Here is a 14,615-nt window from a genome sequence, read left to right on the forward strand (position 1 = left end):
ATCTGATGACTCTTTTATCTCGCTTTTTCATTTTCTCAGCTTTTTTATGGCTGTTTTTTCTAACCGCTTGCTCCACCATGTACTACAGCGGGCTTGAAAAAATCGGCATCCCTAAACGGGATGTACTTGTCCATCGGGTCGAAAAAGCACGCGACACCCAGGAAGAAACCAAAGAACAGTTCAAATCGGCCCTGGAGCAGTTTACCGCGGTCACCAATTTCAGAGGAGGTGATCTGGAAGCGGTTTATAATAAACTGAATAACGAATACGAAGCCAGTGTCGCAAAAGCAGAGGAAGTCAGTGATCGTATTGCGGCAATCGAAGATGTTTCACAAGCCTTGTTCACTGAGTGGGAACAAGAAATCACTCAGTATTCGAATGCTGCGCTCAAAAGCAGCAGTCAACAAAAACTGACCGCCACCCGTGCGCATTACAAACAGCTGATCAGTACCATGAAAACTGCTGAGGCCAAAATCCAGCCAGTACTGACTGTATTCAAAGACCAAGTGATGTTCCTCAAACATAACCTGAATGCCCAAGCGGTTGCGTCGCTAAAGGGCGAACTTGGCACACTCCAATCTGATGTTTCTTCTCTGATTGCCTCGATGGAAAAATCCATTAATGAAGCCAATGCATTTATCAGCACAATGGAAAAATAGTGATTTATCAACTCGATGCCGTTAAGGTGCTAGGCCAATCCGCTTGCAGACAAGGCACAAGCTTTTCAGAGCCGTGGTTATGTTTATGCAGTTTGCAATTGGTCTATTTTTTTACTCAAATTTAAAGAGACCGCGTCCCTTCAAACGCTCACGCAGTTCCGAGACAAATTTGTAAGACATTGTATAGCAATAGAAAACTGTCCATAAACCAGGCCCAACATACCTCACCCCATCAATGCCAAGCGCTCGCTCCCATCGCATAAGTTACCAAGAAGCGTTTCATACCTGGTTGAAAATTGGCTTGCTGAGCTTCGGTGGGCCGGCCGGCCAGATTGCCATCATGCACCGCATCCTGGTAGAGGAGAAACGCTGGATCAGTGAAAGCAGGTTCTTACATGCGCTCAACTACTGCATGCTCATACCGGGGCCTGAAGCGCAGCAGCTTACCATCTACATTGGATGGTTGCTACACGGTTGGCGCGGGGGCGTCGTTGCTGGCACCTTGTTCGTCTTACCAGGATTTCTGTCGATTTTCGTGCTTTCCCTTCTTTATGCACTTTACCAGCAAACGGAGTTGGTTACGGCGCTGTTCTTCGGTTTAAAAGCCGCCACACTCGCCATCGTGGTGGAAGCCGTGTTCCGTATTGGACGGAAGGTGCTCAAAAATCGCACCATGGTGATTCTCGCTGCCTGCGCTTTCGTCGGGATATTTTTCCTTGAATTACCGTTCCCACTGATCGTGCTGGCAGCTGGCCTGATTGGGCTCATCGGTGGCCATGCCCAGCCAAAGCACTTTTGCGTGATTCACGGTCACGAGGCAGCCACAGAAGAGCGAAATAGCGTGATTCATGATCACCAGATAAACCACACGCAACCGACTTGGGGGCGGGCTATCCGCGTTACTGCCCTCTGGCTTGCAATCTGGTTTGTACCCATTGCTTTGCTGTTTGCCTGGTTAGGCTCTGGCCACGTGCTGTTTGTCGAAAGCCTTTTTTTCAGCAAGGCTGCGGTCGTCACCTTTGGAGGCGCCTATGCCGTCCTTGCTTACATGGCTCAACAGGCCGTAGAAGTATATGGCTGGCTACAGCCAGGCGAAATGCTGGATGGACTTGGCATGGCCGAAACGACACCTGGCCCGTTGATTCAGGTCGTTCAGTTCGTAGGCTTCATGGGGGCCTATCGTAATCCCGACCCGTTCGACCCTCTCATGGCAGCCACCATGGCATCGGTTATCACCACCTGGGTCACGTTTGTTCCATGTTTTCTGTGGATATTACTCGGTGCACCTTATATTGAACGGCTGCGCGACAATAAACTGCTTTCCGCCGGACTCTCGGCGATTACTGCGGCCGTTGTCGGTGTTGTGCTCAATCTGGCGATATGGTTTGCGGCGCATGTCGCGTTCGGCCATGTGGAAGAATGGCGCGGATTTGGTTTGCGTCTGCTGCTTCCTGAGTGGGCAAGCGCTGACTATGCTTCGATTGTGATTGCCTTGGGTGCTTTCTTTGCAATGTTCAAACTAAAGTGGAATATGATTCTCACGCTTGGCGTCGCTTCACTCACTGGAATCGGTTATGTTTTGTTGATATACCCTTGGTTATTCTGAGTTACATCGATTCACCAGTCGGGATCGACTTGCCATCTACCGACAGACGATTGGAAAAGCGCTCTCATAGGCTGTCTTACTCGCTTTGTTGCTATTATTCTTCATAATAAGGCGTTTCATTGCTAATATCGGCCATGCTCTCAAGGTCCTCATGGGTTTTCTGTTTGGAAGGGTGGGGGCGCTCCGATCGCGTACGGTCAGGAAGTGAGTGAAACAGCGGATTAAACCCTTCAGCGCCTGATGCACTACCCGTATCGTGGCTGATTGATTGGGATTGGGCATCGATCAACTCTTGGTTAGGTATAGTTTGTGTACCGAATAAATCGGCATTGGTTTGCTGAGAAGGGGCAAAGCCACCGTACTGTGAAAACAGCGTACCAAGTGCCATACCGGTAATACCCAATACGAATAAATAATTAATCCCCTTGAATGCTTGCCGCCTTGTTTTTTGATCGCTTAGGTTACCAACCGAGAGCAACTTTAATAAACAGACTAATATGACTAATGCTAAGCCAGCCAATATCCATACATTATCGAGATATTTCCAAAGTACCAAAGACTCCACGCGTGTCCCCTCCTCCGCCCCACTGTCAAATCGATACACAAATCCAAATGGCTTATATTCATTTGTGTATTCCGTAATTCAAGTATTAATCATAAGATAATCTTTCAAACCAAAAATTCATAAAACTTGATCTCCACCTCATTTTAAGTAGATCGGGATAACAACTTAGGGCATGTTTTAACATCAAACCAGCTTCAGTTCTGAATTTGTATGCTGCCCAGTCTGTGCAAGCGCGGCTTGAATAGCATCATCCGCAGTTTCCAAAAAAATGAACTGGATGGCAGATTTGGCTGCTTCAGGCACATCGCGCAAATCCTTCTGGTTACGGGCTGGTAGAAGCACGCTCTTTAACCCTGCCCTTTGTGCTGCAAGCACTTTTTCCTTAATGCCCCCGACAGGCAGCACCAATCCCCGCAGACTAATTTCACCGGTCATTGCGACTTCATGATGCACCGGTCGATTGGTAAACAAAGAAGCCAGCGCTACGAACATTGCCACTCCTGCACTGGGTCCATCTTTTGGAATCGCGCCCGCCGGGACATGCAAGTGCACATCGATCCCTTCAAACATTGATGCTGAAATATTCAGTTCATTGGCGCGCGCCTTGACTAAAGTCAAAGCCGCCTGTGCACTTTCCTTCATAACGTCACCAAGTTGCCCAGTAAGGATCAAGCGTCCACTCCCACTCACACGCGTCGCCTCTATAAACAGGATATCGCCTCCCACCGGCGTCCATGCCAGGCCGGTCGCAACGCCAGGTAGACTGGTACGCGAGGCGACTTCATACTCATATTTAGCAGGCCCCAAGATGGCATCTAGATTGGGAGCATCGATTCGCACTTGCAGGTGTGTGTTTTCTGCTACTCGCAAGGCGACATGACGCATGATACGACCGATTTCACGTTCAAGCTGGCGCACGCCCGCTTCTCGCGTATAGTTGGCAATAAGGCTATCCAGCGCGTCGACTGTCATCTCACATTGATCCTCGCGCAGACCATTGGCTTCTCGCTGGCGTTGCACCAAATAACGCAGTGCGATCTGAAGTTTCTCTTCACGCGTATAGCCAGGCAAATCGATGATCTCCATACGATCGCGAACCGGTGGTGAGACATGATCGATTACATTGGCGGTAGCGATGAAAATCACCCTACTTAAATCAAACGGCACGCCGAGGTAATTATCACGAAAAGTCGAATTTTGCTCCGGATCCAGGATTTCGAGTAATGCAGCCGAAGGATCACCGTGTGCACTGGCTGTCATCTTATCGATTTCATCGAGCATCATGACGCAATTACGTGCACCTGCCTTACGCAATCCTTGAATAATATTACCAGGCATGGCGCCCACATAGGTACGGCGATGACCGCGCATCTCCGCTTCATCGTGCACTCCACCCAACGACACACGCACAAAAGGCCGCTGTAAGGCACGGGCGATACTCTGTCCCAACGATGTCTTGCCTACGCCTGGCGGGCCGACAAAGCATAGAATAGGTGCACGCCCTTGAGGTTTCAATTTTTGTACTGCCAGGAACTCGATAATACGTTGCTTTACGCGTTCCAAACCGAAGTGATCCGCTTCAAGAATATCACGTGCAGCATTGAGATCGATCGGTGATTCATCCGGTAGCTGCCAGGGTAGTTCTGTGATCAAGTCCAGATAAGTATGCAACATCGAATACTCGCTTGATGCACTGGGCATACGACGTAATCGCTGAAGTTCCTTCCGGACTTGAGTTTCGATCTCTTCAGGCATGCCTGCTTTGGTGATCGCTTCATCTAGCTGAGCAATTTCCTGATCGTTATCACCATCTTCACCCAGCTCTTTCTGGATCGCCTTTAATTGTTCGCGCAAAAGATACTTGCGTTCGCGATCCTCCATCTGCTCTTTCGTTCGTTCGCTGATTTCTTTCGATAACCGCAGAACTTCAATCCGGTGAGATAAAATCTCGAGAACCTTTTGCAGCCGTTCTTCGATTTTGATCGTTTCAAGCAGTGCCTGTTTTTCGCTGACTTCTGTATCGAGCAAACTGGCGGTAATATCGGCAAGCTGCGAGGGTGCCCGTGTCGTTTGTAATGCATGTCCCAGTTCTGCTGGGATACCCGGCAATAGCGATAGAATTTCAGTTGCCCGTTCACGTACTTGTACGGCAAGCGCTTCCGCTTGCGTGGAGGGTTGAGTGGTTTCTTCGATATGACTTATGCGCGCAGCCAAAAAAGGATAACCTTCGACCAATTCCTTGATTTGGAAACGCTCTATTCCTTGGCAAACGGCATGCTGTGTTCCATCCGCTGAAGTGATATGACGAACGATCCTGGCCATCGTGCCAGTCAAACACAGCTCGGCTAAGTCCGGATCATCAACCGAAGGATCCCGCTGCAATACGATACCGACAGGAGAGTTCGATTGCAGCACATGTTCAATCGCAGCGATTGATTTAACCCGTCCAACAGTTATCGGCATGAGAACGTGCGGAAAAAGTACCACGTTACGCATGGGGATGAGCGCGATAACATCTTCGGGCAATTCGAACTTGGCTATGGCTGGCTGTTCCATGATCAGTTTCTCCATAAGGGAAATAAGAAGTGAATCTTCATCTGCACCATCTTCCCGCGTTCAGATGAAATGTACTGAACACCCTATATGTTGTCAAATATGTAGAAAACAAGTAAATGCTGCACAAAGAAGTTACCGACCCAAGATTCGTTATTACCGATATTTCCTAAATAAAGGTATCGCCCAAACGTAATAGAATAAGCAGTCGTTTTCATTTGCTGAGCATGTCTAAAATGTTACGCGTGGACTACCCTTTGATAACGAGAGCGGTTATAGCTTCTGTCAAATTTAAAATGTCGTCAGGAACATACGAGAACTTTACCTTTCACCAGGCAATACTGCCCGTTGGGTATTTTTGGGTGCTTGATCAATGAGGAATACTTCTCAAGCTAACTTGAGGCCGATGATACCTGCCACGATCAACACGATGCTGACTATTCTCAACGTATTGATAGGTTCATCAAACAACACGATGCCTAGGATAACTGTCCCCACTGCACCTACGCCCACCCAGATAGTATAGGCTGTTCCCACTGGAAGAAATTTCATTGCGACACTCAACAGCCATAGGCTTGCAACGATCGCGAGTACCGTCCAAAGAGATGGCCAGAAACGGGTAAATCCTTCGGTATACTTCAATCCGATCGCCCATCCCACTTCAAACAAACCAGCCAATATAAGAATGCCCCATGCCATGGCGTTTCCTTTCAGAATGATGGGGTTGTCCCCGATGGTTGCAGCGTAGCGAGGTCCTCTAAACTACGAATAATGAATTCGAGGAGCCTAAAATAGGCTCGAATGTGATCTATCTGATCGACTACAACCACCGACGCACATTTCTCTTGTAAATTGCGTATTCCTCGCCAAATTTTGCAAGCAATGCTCGCTCCTCGGGGAAGATCTGATAACGGTTCATATACCAAACAAATGCAAACAATCCTGCAAAAGAAATCGCATTTGATAAATAGACTGCCCAAGATAATAAAATCAGCAAGAACCCCAAATACATGGGATTACGGCTGATTGCATAGACTCCTTTGGTAACAACAGCGGTAGCATTGCTGGGTTGCAGGGGATTGACAGTCGTTTTGGCTGCCCTAAACGCAATAGCCCCTGCCAAAATGAGCGCTGTCCCCGCTACGCCTAGAGCTATCGCGATGACAGTCCCTTCCGGAATTATCCAGGTCCACTCAGGAACATAATCAGCAACCAACCACATAAAGACACCATTCAGCCCCAGTACGACAAGGGGTGGAATTTTGAGTTCAAGCTTGCTGCTCATGGGTTTTAAGCTGATATTGCATTAAAACGAAAAAATTACAAAACGATAAATTGCTTTATGCTTACAGGGTGTCTGTTTCAACATCGCTCAATAACCACCTCCTAAATTATAAAGCTCTATTTCAAGCGCTTCGATATTATCCTCATACAGCTCTATATCTTCTATGAGCTGTTGCACGCGGTCATAATCGCTCATTTGCGATGTTGTTGCCTGAGTTGTGTGGTCCAATTGAGCTGCTCCGCTACCCATCATTTGATCTGTAGCCACATCGCCTGTCTTGTCGATAATTTCATGTTGCCGTTCCGCAGCGATCGTTTCGCTTTTAGCCGATAAAACTTCAGTACTTTGTGCAGGCAATACAGTTAGCTCAGGTAATTCAATTGGGTCCGCTCCTTTTGACTGTATATCGGAATATATAATATGGCCATCTTGATCTACTCGCTTATAAACCTCTGATTGTGCAGAGCAGACAAAACTAGACAGAATAAATACGAAGAATAAAATGACTTTTTTCATTGTTCACTAAAGCTTCTCTAATTCGGTACGAAGTGCCATCACGTTGCGTTCATGCGATGCAACTTGTTTACGTAATTGCGTGATTCGTTCATCATCGGATAAAGAACCCGCCATGGTTGAATCAGCCTGTACCTGCAAGCTTCTTTTTGCATCATCTAGTGCGCGTTGCATTTCAAGCAAGCGTTTCGTTTCTTCGGCTAATTCATTTTCGAGAATTTGACGGCGCTGGTCATCCCGCCGTTTTTGCTGAATAGCGCTTACTTTAGGAAAATTTCCCATTGAGGTTGGAGGTGTTGTCACCACAGCTTTTACAGCGGCTCTTGACCCAAACGCTTCTGGTGCACCAAACTGGAGTTTCTGCGCACCTCTTGCAGGCGTATTGGTATAAGTCACACGGCCATCTTCATCCACCAATTTATAAATTCCCGCTCTCACATCTGTTGTAACCGCTAACAAAGCCAGCAATGCAGTAATCGCCGTAAGCGCGGAAAGTATGAAATCTCTCTGCCTCATCGTTAATCTCCCAACTAATCAATCTAACTACTACCAAAGAAAATGACGGTAAACTAGATTTTCGGTTAATTACCGTTGATTCAATTAAGAAATAAGCGACTAAAATTTGCCGTTTTTTACAAACTGTAATACATGGAAAACTCGATCGGATGAGTTGTAGTGCGATAAAGCATGGCTTCTTCCATTTTCAGTGCGATATACGCATCGATCATGTCATTTGAAAATACGCCCCCCCGGGTTAGAAATTCCCGGTCCTTATCCAAATTTTCCAATGCTTCTTCCAGAGAGCTGCAGGTATTAGGGACTTTAGAGGCTTCTTCGGGAGGAAGATCATACAGATTTTTATCCATAGGATCGCCAGGATGAATTTTGTTCTGTATGCCATCAAGCCCCGCCATCAGCAATGCAGTAAAAGCCAGATAGGGATTGGCGATCGGATCGGGAAATCGTATCTCGATGCGTCGTTGTTTCGGGTTGCTGGCATAAGGAATTCGCACAGCAGCGGAACGGTTGCTTGCTGAATAAGCAATATTGACCGGTGCTTCGAAACCGGCTACAAGTCTTTTATAGGAGTTGGTCCCGGGATTGGTAATCGCGTTCAATGCCTTGGCATGCTTGATAACACCGCCAATGTAGTATAACGCGGTCTCTGACATGCCTGCATAACCGTTTCCCGCAAACAGGTTCTTGCCATCTTTCCAGATTGATTGATGCACATGCATGCCAGAGCCATTGTCACCGACGATGGGCTTAGGCATGAATGTAGCTGTTTTACCATAGGAATGCGAAACGTTGTGCACCACATATTTCAGTATCTGATTCCAGTCAGCGCGCTTCACCAAGCTATTAAATCGGGTGCCAATTTCACATTGCCCTGCATTGGCAACTTCATGGTGATGAACTTCTACCGGAATTCCTATTTCTTCCAGAACGAGGCACATTGCCGAACGAATATCATGCAATGAATCGACGGGAGGCACTGGAAAATACCCCCCTTTGACGGCGGGTCTGTGGCCAATATTGCCATTTTCATATTTCTTTTTTGAACTCCAGGCCGCTTCCTCAGACTCGATTTCCAAGAAACAGCCGGACATGTTAACTTGCCAACGAACAGAATCGAAAATGAAGAACTCTAGCTCAGGACCAAAATAAGCAACATCGCCCACACCCGTCGATTTGAGATAAACTTCACCCCGCTTAGCCAACGAACGAGGATCACGGTTATAACCCTGCCCATCTGAAGGATCAACGACATCGCAGGTCAGAAATAAGGTAGCTTCATCCATAAATGGATCCATAGTCGCGGTATCGGGATCTGGCATTAGCAACATATCCGAGGCGTGAATCCCTTTCCATCCAGCAATCGAAGAACCATCAAACGCGTGTCCATCCTCGAATTTGTCCGCATCAAACGCATGTGCAGGCACCGTCACATGATGCTCCTTGCCATTCGTATCGGTAAAACGCAGATCTACAAATTTAACTTCATGGTCTTGAATCTTTTTTAAAACATCTGCTACCACCATTGTTATCTCCAGACAGGCATTATGGTTTGTGAAAGCGGGTTAAGAAAATTTGTGTAGTAGAATGTCGGGAAGCACGGCATCTGTACGAGACGCAAGTCGCGGATTCCGTCGCTTACTATGCTTAGGCAGCACTGCCCAGACTCATACCCAACATATTTTTCCTGGAACGTTTGTTTCAAGCAAGGTAAATTAGCAAGTGGTAGCATCCCTATTCGTTTGCTCCACTTCTTCTTCAGCTCATCAAAAATTAATATTCAAACTGCAGTTCCAATGATTCGCTAATTATAAAGAAAGAATCCTGTAATTTTGTCATTGTGATGAAAAAATATACTGGCAACCCTTTTTCGACGATACCCAAACGTATCGGTTTTACTGTTGGCCTCGGTTGCTTGATGATGACCGTTATTTTGCCTGCGCCCACCGACATGACTGTATTTGCATGGCACACCGCCGGTATTGCAATGCTGCTTGCAGCATGGTGGGCCACGGAAGTTTTACCCATACCGATTACATCACTGCTACCCATCTTACTCTTTCCTGCTTTCGGTATCTTGACGACGGGAGAAAGCACCGCACCTTACGCTGCGCCAATTATTTTTTTATTATTTGGCGGCTTTATCATTGCGACTGGGTTGACAAAGTGGAATCTGCACAGGCGCTTGGCGTTAAAAATCTTGTCCCGCATTGGAACGAGCCCACAGGCAATCATAGCGGGTTTTATGGGAGCAACAGCCCTCCTTTCCATGTGGATCAGCAATACCGCAAGCGCTATCATGATGATGCCCATTGCACTTTCCTTAGCCTCAGACATCACAAAAACCAAGGAACACGAAAAGTTCCTTTTATGCTTGATTTTAGGGATCGCGTATGCAGCCAGCATTGGTGGGCTAGGAACCATTATCGGCACGCCACCCAATTTACTAGTGGTGGGTTACATGAAGCAAACCTATGGTATAGAAATCAGTTTCCTAGAATGGATGCTGCTGGGAATTCCGGTTGTCTTAATCATGATCACGCTGACTTGGTGGATGCTGACTAAGTGGGCCTATCCTTTCGACGGAAAAAACATTCATCTATCGCAGCGCATCATCACTGATGAATTGGACAAAATGGGCAAATTCACACAACCTGAAAAACGACTCACTATCGTCTTTCTGTTGGTTGCCATTGCATGGATCTTCCGCATTCCCGTGCAGCAGCACTTTGGTATTTTTCTTTGGCTGGATGATGCCATGATTGCCATTGGCGGTGCAGTCATGCTGTTTCTCATTCCTTCTGGCCACGCACAACAAAAAACATCTGCTCTACTGGATTGGGAAAGTGCGAATAAAATCCCTTGGGGTGTATTATTACTCTTTGGCGCAGGACTAAGTCTCGCTGCCGCTATCGAGAAAACAGGTTTGGCTGGCTGGCTAAGTAACAGTTTGGCTGCTTTAGCCAACCTCGAGTTATTTCTTATTATGCTGGGGCTCGTTACACTGGTCATCTTTCTCACCGAGCTTACCAGCAATACAGCCACTACCGCGACGCTGCTCCCTATTCTCGGCGCACTGGCAATGACACACGGAATCGAGCCGATGCTATTGATTGCACCTGCCGCTCTCGCTGCAAGTTGTGCCTTTATGCTGCCTATAGCGACAGCACCCAACGCCGTGGTATACGCAACTGGCCATGTAGCTATTGCTCAGATGGCGCATGCCGGCTTTAAATTAAATCTGATTGGCATTGCCGTACTGACGGGAATATCTTACTTGATCGTACCGAGACTATTTGGATAATCGATCAGGCAACATATTGACACTCAAAAGCAAATGATGACGAAAAACGATGTTGAGAAATTCCGTATCGACAAATGGCTTCATGCAGCCCGTTTTTTCAAGACTCGATCGCTTGCGGCGGATGCTGTAGAACGTGGCAAGGTACAAATCAATGGAATGCGCGTCAAGCCTTCCAAAACCGTGGCGACAGGAGATAAGCTCATGATACGGATTGGACCCTACCAGTACGAGATCGAAGTGCTGGCATTGTCCAATAAGCGAAGCTCAGCAACGGAAGCGCAGAAACTATATCAAGAAACCGATGAAAGCCGTAAAGCACGCGAGAAACTTACAGAGCAAATCAAAGTGCAATCGCAGCAATTTTATACCAAAGGTAGACCCACCAAACGCGACAGGCGCGAAATAGAGCGTTTCAGAAATCAGGAATAAACACGCAGCGGAACAAGTAGACGCTAGATTTTCGATCAAAGCTTTCCTCAAACGAACTTCATTCATTGAAAAAAGAATTACGTCTGGGATAGTAATTATGCAAACAGAAATGCTTTTACCTATCCTTTTATAAAGAAATGATTTTTATGTTGCACAAAAACAACATAATGTTGCTTGAAATAGAGAAAAAAGTGGTTTTTTGTTGCGTCTCAGATTGGTGTTGGGCACAATCTGCCTAACCTTTCCAGTTCGAAAGGTCTGGATAATGAAAAACGTTCGATAAGAATGAAATTGATAGACTGTAAGCATGACGATCCCTGTCGTTTTAATTTTAAAGGAGAGTTTCAAATGAAAAAGAAACTGGTTGCGTTAGTAGTAGCAGGCGCACTGGCAGCACCGATAGTTGCCTCGGCATCAGGTACACATGTCACCATCTTTGGTCGTATCCAAGGTGAATACGCTACTGTCGATATCGATCGTTTTGGCGCTCAAACTGGCGTCCTGGACGATGCGGCACAATCTCGTTGGGGTTTGCAAGTTGCTGAAGATTTAGGAATGGGCCTCAGAGCTTTAGGGCGTGTCGAGTTTGGCTTCAATCCTGGTGCAGGCACCACCCAGACCTCTCGGGAACAATGGGTTGGATTAGGTGGTGATCATTGGGGTGAAATCAAATTTGGCCGGGTTCAATCACCCTTCAAAGACTTTGCTGGTGGACACACGATAGATCCTTTTGCCTATACCAGTTTACATGCCAATGGTAGCGGTGGCTTGATGGTGGCTTCAGAAAATGGCTTAGGTTCAGGCGATAACAGCTTCGTTAACAGTGCAGTCCGTTACGATTCGCAAGTGGTCGAAGGATTCTCGATGTCTGCTTTGTTGATGCCGGGTGATGCCAGAAAACTGGATCCAATTTTCGGCAACAATAGCTACTCTGGCGGTGAAGATGGTGAGTGGGATTTCCAGGTCGCAGGTAAGTATAGCGGGCAATTCGATGCGATCGGACTTGACATTTTTGGCGGTTATTCACGTGATAACGTCAGTGATCGCATGAAATCATTGGCTGGTATAAGAGATGACGAGGAAATATGGCGTGGTGGCGCATTGATCTCAGTTGCTGATCTACGTATTCGCGGACAGTATGAATATATCAACAATGCCAATCCATTAGGTGGCGCAGCTTCCTGTACTTCTGCTGCAGCTTTTGGGCAAGCAGCTACTAATGCATTCTTTGGTGGTCAAACCTCAGGGTCACTTGATGGTCGCGGTCAATGTAATTCAGCCATGAATGCCAATGGTGATGGCTATCTCTGGTTCGCAGGCGCGGATTACACGATTGGAAACACCATGTTGGTCGCACAAGGCGGTATGAGCAGAGCGAAAAGCCTCGCTGGTGGCGCTGCTAGTAAAGATGTCGAAAATATCACCGTTGGTGTTATTCACAATTTGAGCAGACGTTCCAGCCTTTTCGGTGGTTACCAACGCGTTTGGGTTAAAGATAAAAATGTAGTAGGTGATACCGATCGTAATGTTTACTCAGTAGGCTTACGTCACGACTTCTAATCTAGTCTGTAACCGACAAAAAGGACACCTCTAGGTGTCCTTTTTTATTATGAAATACAAGAAAAAGGAAAAAGACAGGTACTGCTAGCGTCTATCCAGGGGTTCAGCCAACTTCACAATAAATACCACGATCAACGACGAGACTTCCCCAAGATAGAACCGAGTACACCCCGTAAAATTTGACGGCCAAGTTCAGTCCCTACAGTTCTTGCAGCACTTTTAGCTACTGTTTCGATAAGACCTTGCGGTTGACGTCTCGAACGTCGAGTATCGGTTTTATTACTGAATATCTCGCGCCAATCAAATTCACGATCAATTCCAGCCCCGCTCTCCTCTCCCACTTTCATTTCGACCTGCTTTTTCAGAATCTCATAAGCAGATTCGCGATCAACCATTTCCTCATAATAACCATAGAAAGCCGAATCATGGATTATTTCTTGCCGCTCTTGATCGGATATAGCCCCGATACGGCTCCTAGGTGGTAAGATTTTGCCTATCTCCACTGGTTGGGGACGCCCTTTCTCATCTAAAAAAGAAACCAAGGCTTCACCTACCCCTAGTTCCGTAATGGCTTCCTCAACATTGACACGAGGATTTGAACGAAAGGTCTGTGCAGCAGCTTTAACCAATTTCTGGTCTCGGGGAGTAAATGCACGTAACGCATGCTGAATACGGTTGCCTAGCTGTCCAAGAACGATGTCGGGAATATCCAGCGGGTTTTGGCTTACAAAATAAATGCCAACGGCCTTTGAACGGATCAAACGGGCTACCTGCTCGATTTTATCCAATAATGCTTTAGGCGCATCATTGAATAGCAAATGAGCTTCATCGAAGAAAAACACGAGCTTAGGTTTATCGAGATCCCCCGCCTCGGCAAGATTCTCATAAAGTTCGGAAAGAAGCCAAAGTAACAATGTTGCGTACAATCTAGGATTTTGATGCAGTACCTCAGCCGAAAGTATATTAATCACCCCCCGTCCCGCTGTATCGATTTGCATAAGATCAGTGAGATTGAGCATTGGCTCTCCAAACAGATATTCGCCTCCCTCATGCTCAAGCTGTAGTAATTTACGTTGAATAGCGCCCAGTGTCGCCGCTGAGATATTGCCGTACTCGATTGCCAGTTGTTGTGAATTCAAGGAAGCATACTGGAGCATCGCTCGCAAATCCTTTAGATCCAGCAGGAGCCAGCCATGGTTATCGGCAGCTTTGAAAAGTGCTGTCAAGACACCTGCTTGCGTATCGTTAAGATCCAGGACACGCGATAGCAATAAGGGCCCCATATCCGTGATGGTCGCACGCAGGGGGTGTCCTTTTTTGCCATAAACATCCCAAAAGACTACGGGAAACCCGACATACTCAATGGGTAATATCCCAAGCTCCTTAGCACGCAGCTCTACTTTCGCGTTACCACCGCCGGCCTGGCCCAAACCTGATAAATCACCTTTGATATCCGCCATGAATACGGGTACGCCTGCCAATGAAAATTGCTCAGCTAGGCGCTGTAAGGTCACAGTTTTGCCCGTGCCAGTGGCGCCCGCAATGAAACCGTGTCGACTGGCCATTGGAAGTAACAAATCAAGCGCCACACTTTCTGTCTGCGCAATAGTGAGTTTATCGACCAT

13 protein-coding genes are annotated in these 14,615 nt (G+C 46.9%); 5 read left to right on the forward strand and 8 right to left on the reverse strand.

The features are described from left to right. The first annotated feature begins 5 nt into the window (after positions 1 to 5). A complete protein-coding gene (locus C8R30_RS05520; RefSeq protein WP_090667742.1) occupies positions 6 to 659 on the forward strand; it encodes a DUF2959 domain-containing protein in 654 nt (217 codons plus the stop codon). A 235-nt stretch (positions 660 to 894) separates the two neighbouring features. After that, positions 895 to 2,265, forward strand: coding sequence for a chromate efflux transporter (gene chrA, locus C8R30_RS05525; RefSeq protein WP_090667746.1), 1,371 nt, complete (start codon positions 895 to 897; stop codon positions 2,263 to 2,265). Between the two features lie 94 nt (positions 2,266 to 2,359). Here chrA and C8R30_RS05530 read toward each other — a convergent pair whose 3' ends face one another. The 7 genes from C8R30_RS05530 to glnA form a co-directional block, all read right to left on the reverse strand. Beyond that, the gene (locus C8R30_RS05530; protein WP_107789726.1) at positions 2,360 to 2,830 is read right to left on the reverse strand and encodes a hypothetical protein; all 471 of its coding nucleotides are present in this window, start codon (positions 2,828 to 2,830) and stop codon (positions 2,360 to 2,362) included. A 183-nt stretch (positions 2,831 to 3,013) separates the two neighbouring features. Beyond that, positions 3,014 to 5,386, reverse strand: coding sequence for an endopeptidase La (lon, locus tag C8R30_RS05535; RefSeq protein ID WP_107789727.1), 2,373 nt, complete (start codon positions 5,384 to 5,386; stop codon positions 3,014 to 3,016). A 384-nt stretch (positions 5,387 to 5,770) separates the two neighbouring features. Next, complete coding sequence (sugE, locus tag C8R30_RS05540; RefSeq protein ID WP_090667751.1) at positions 5,771 to 6,082, reverse strand: quaternary ammonium compound efflux SMR transporter SugE; 312 nt, start codon at positions 6,080 to 6,082, stop codon at positions 5,771 to 5,773. Positions 6,083 to 6,203: 121 nt separating this feature from the next. Then, positions 6,204 to 6,668 (reverse strand): methyltransferase family protein, encoded by a 465-nt coding sequence (locus C8R30_RS05545; RefSeq protein WP_090667754.1) that lies wholly within the window; start codon positions 6,666 to 6,668, stop codon positions 6,204 to 6,206. Positions 6,669 to 6,755: 87 nt separating this feature from the next. Next, complete coding sequence (locus C8R30_RS05550) at positions 6,756 to 7,184, reverse strand: DUF4124 domain-containing protein (RefSeq protein ID WP_090667756.1); 429 nt, start codon at positions 7,182 to 7,184, stop codon at positions 6,756 to 6,758. A gap of 6 nt (positions 7,185 to 7,190) precedes the next feature. Then, the gene (locus C8R30_RS05555) at positions 7,191 to 7,697 is read right to left on the reverse strand and encodes a DUF4124 domain-containing protein (protein WP_090667758.1); all 507 of its coding nucleotides are present in this window, start codon (positions 7,695 to 7,697) and stop codon (positions 7,191 to 7,193) included. A gap of 116 nt (positions 7,698 to 7,813) precedes the next feature. Further along, entirely contained in the window at positions 7,814 to 9,223 is a 1,410-nt protein-coding gene (gene glnA, locus C8R30_RS05560; protein ID WP_090667761.1) for a type I glutamate--ammonia ligase, read from the reverse strand. A 317-nt stretch (positions 9,224 to 9,540) separates the two neighbouring features. Between glnA and C8R30_RS05565 the strand changes: the two genes are divergently transcribed. The 3 genes from C8R30_RS05565 (at position 9,541) to C8R30_RS05575 (ending at position 12,990) form a co-directional block, all read left to right on the forward strand. Further along, a complete protein-coding gene (locus tag C8R30_RS05565) occupies positions 9,541 to 11,001 on the forward strand; it encodes an SLC13 family permease (RefSeq protein ID WP_090667763.1) in 1,461 nt (486 codons plus the stop codon). Positions 11,002 to 11,034: 33 nt separating this feature from the next. Continuing rightward, positions 11,035 to 11,430 (forward strand): RNA-binding S4 domain-containing protein, encoded by a 396-nt coding sequence (locus C8R30_RS05570; protein WP_090667766.1) that lies wholly within the window; start codon positions 11,035 to 11,037, stop codon positions 11,428 to 11,430. A gap of 348 nt (positions 11,431 to 11,778) precedes the next feature. Further along, complete coding sequence (locus C8R30_RS05575) at positions 11,779 to 12,990, forward strand: porin (protein ID WP_090667769.1); 1,212 nt, start codon at positions 11,779 to 11,781, stop codon at positions 12,988 to 12,990. A 131-nt stretch (positions 12,991 to 13,121) separates the two neighbouring features. Here C8R30_RS05575 and C8R30_RS05580 read toward each other — a convergent pair whose 3' ends face one another. Next, positions 13,122 to 14,615, reverse strand: coding sequence for a helicase HerA-like domain-containing protein (locus C8R30_RS05580; RefSeq protein WP_090667772.1), 1,494 nt, complete (start codon positions 14,613 to 14,615; stop codon positions 13,122 to 13,124).

Origin of the sequence: Nitrosomonas nitrosa (genome assembly GCF_003051105.1) — a bacterium.
In the GTDB taxonomy this organism is placed as follows: domain Bacteria; phylum Pseudomonadota; class Gammaproteobacteria; order Burkholderiales; family Nitrosomonadaceae; genus Nitrosomonas; species Nitrosomonas nitrosa.